The organism is Parvibaculum sp. (assembly GCF_049672805.1).
Lineage (GTDB): Bacteria > Pseudomonadota > Alphaproteobacteria > Parvibaculales > Parvibaculaceae > Parvibaculum.
In genome coordinates this window covers 1-1,785 of record NZ_JBATWS010000462.1, presented here as the reverse complement: position 1 = coordinate 1,785, position 1,785 = coordinate 1, and the positions used below count along the sequence as shown (strand labels likewise).

The 1,785-nt window shown below is 60.4% G+C and carries 2 protein-coding genes; both read left to right on the top strand.

All coding sequences use genetic code 11. From position 1 onward, the window contains the following. Nucleotides 1-19 precede the first annotated feature (19 nt). Nucleotides 20-1,066: a PstS family phosphate ABC transporter substrate-binding protein gene (locus WBF74_RS14370; protein ID WP_424441125.1), complete on the top strand. Its 1,047-nt coding sequence runs from the start codon at nucleotides 20-22 to the stop codon at nucleotides 1,064-1,066. 123 nt (nucleotides 1,067-1,189) lie between these two features. Then, on the top strand, nucleotides 1,190-1,785 hold a 596-nt coding region (locus tag WBF74_RS14365), incomplete at its 3' end, for a phosphate ABC transporter permease family protein (RefSeq protein WP_424441123.1).

Genomic DNA, 1,785 nt, shown 5'->3' with positions numbered 1-1,785 from the left:
GCACTCACATCACTGGAGAATGAACGTGAAACTCAAAACTCTGACGATGGCCGCAACGATTGCCCTCGCCGCCTTTTCGGTAGCGGGCGCCGCTCATGCGCGCGACCAGATCCAGATCGCCGGTTCCTCGACCGTGCTGCCCTATGCCAACATTGTGGCGGAGCAGTTCGGCCAGACCTTCCCGCAGTTCAAGACGCCGGTTGTTGAATCGGGTGGCTCGGGCGGCGGTCTCAAGCAGTTCTGCGGTGGCGTTGGTCTGAACCAGATCGACATCGCCAATTCCTCGCGCCCGATCAAGGAAGATGAGAAGGCAGCCTGTGCAGCGGCGGGTGTCACCGACATCATCGAAGTGCGCTTCGGTTATGACGGCATCGTCTTTGCGAGCGATGTGAACGGCCCGGAATTCGCCTTCACGCCGGCGGACTGGTTCCTCGCTCTTGGCACGAATGTGCCGGTGGATGGCAAGCTCGTCGAGAATCCGAACAAGACATGGAAAGACGTGAACGCGAGCTTCCCCGACTGGAAGATCACGGCGCTCATTCCGGGTGAAAAGCACGGCACGCGCGAGGTCTTCGAAGAGAAGGTTCTCGCGGCAGGCTGCAAGGCGACCGGCGCGCTCGACTTGCTGGTCGCGAGCGGCCTCGACAAGAAGGATGCGGAAAAGGCCTGCGTGCGCGTCCGCACCGATGGCGCCTCGGTTGATATCGATGGTGACTACACGGAAACGCTGGGCCGCCTTCAGTCCAACAAGCAGGCGATCGGCGTTTTCGGCCTCTCCTTCTATGAGAACAACATCGACAAGCTCCGTGTTGCCACAATTGGCGGTGTATCGCCGAGCGTTGCCAGCATTGCGAGCGGCGAATATCCGGTGTCTCGTCCGCTCTTCTTCTATGTGAAGAAGGCGCATATCGGCGTGATCCCCGGCCTGAAGGAATATGCCGAATATTTCCTGAGCGACGGTATGGCTGGCCCTGATGGCCCGCTTGCCGAATATGGCCTCGTGCCGCTGCCCGCGGATGAGCATGAAGCTGTGAAGGCGGATCTCGCCGCCGGAAAGACGCTCTGAGCGTAACAATTCGAGCCGGCGCCCTGAACGGGGCGCCGGTTCCCCTCTCGCGATAGAATGTCCCTGGTTCAAGGTTCGGTTGCAGCGGCGAAACCGCGCGACTTTTGAGACGGAAAAGCCTCTATGGCAGCCGACAAGATTGCCCTTCTCCTCGCTCTCTTCGCCGTTGCGGGGTTTGGCTGCGGCTATTGGCGCGCCCTTGGCCGCACGCGGGAAAGCGAGACACGCTTCCACTCCCGCCCGGTCTATCACGGTGCCTTTGTGATGCTGGTAACGGTGCTCCCGGCCTTCATCATGATTGCGGTCTGGTCGGCAGCAGCGCCTTCGGTCATTCGCTCTGCCGTTACCGCCGATATGCCCGGCGATGTACAGACGCAAACGCCTGCCGAACTCTCTCTCGTCATGACAACGGTGGAAAGCCTTGCCACCGGCATGATGAAGATGAGCCCGGAGGAATATCAGAGCCTTCTCGCAGGCACTACCAATGCATCCGCACTCTTCCTGCAAAAAGGCGTGATCGTCGGCTCCAATATCGAGCCCTTCATGATCGAGGCCGCTTCTCGCCTCAATGAATATGAGGCGATGTCGCAGCTTGCGCTGACGGTCGTTGTGCTGGTCATGGCGGCACTCGGTTTTCTCTATGGACGGTATCAGGTGCGCCCTCGCGTCCGCGCGCGAAACATGGTGGAGCGCATCACGTTGCTCGGCCTTATGGCCGC

Excerpts from the sequence above, each read along its gene's own strand:
- WBF74_RS14370 (WP_424441125.1), top strand. The coding sequence starts at position 20 with ATGAACGTGAAACTCAAAACTCTGACGATGGCCGCAACGATTGCCCTC.